The following is a 376-nucleotide window of genomic DNA, read 5'->3' as shown; positions in this document are numbered from 1 at the left end:
GATATGCGCCAGGGACTTGTCCACATCTTCCAGCCGGACCACGGCGCGACGCCGCTGTTGAATCAGGAGCTGCATTTCTGTCCGGAGGAGCTATTGCAACTGGAAAAGGTGTACGCAGGGATTTTAAAGGCAAGTGTGACTAACCTGGACCAGGTGTTTGTGGTGATCAATTCCTTTAAAACGCAAATGAGTGATGCCGCTCGTATGAAGCTGATCGATGATTCAGCAAAGGCGATTGAGGAGAACTTTGCGGATTTGAAACAGTACAACGAGGAAAATATGGTACTGTCGAGTGGCCGCTCCAAATCTAAATGGGAAGCGGATAAACTAAAGGACTGGTATGGATTGGACTGAGGTTTATGGAATTGGCATCAGG

1 protein-coding gene is annotated in these 376 nt (G+C 48.4%); it reads left to right on the top strand.

What is annotated here, in order from left to right:
- Positions 1–354 (top strand): hypothetical protein (locus FH08_RS52715; protein ID WP_031362659.1); only part of this gene is annotated, 354 nt, incomplete at its 5' end.
- Between the last annotated feature and the right edge of the window lie 22 nt (positions 355–376).

It is taken from the genome of Caballeronia sordidicola (assembly GCF_000729995.1).
Lineage (GTDB): Bacteria > Pseudomonadota > Gammaproteobacteria > Burkholderiales > Burkholderiaceae > Caballeronia > Caballeronia sordidicola_A.
This window is presented reverse-complemented; position numbering and strand designations above follow the sequence as displayed.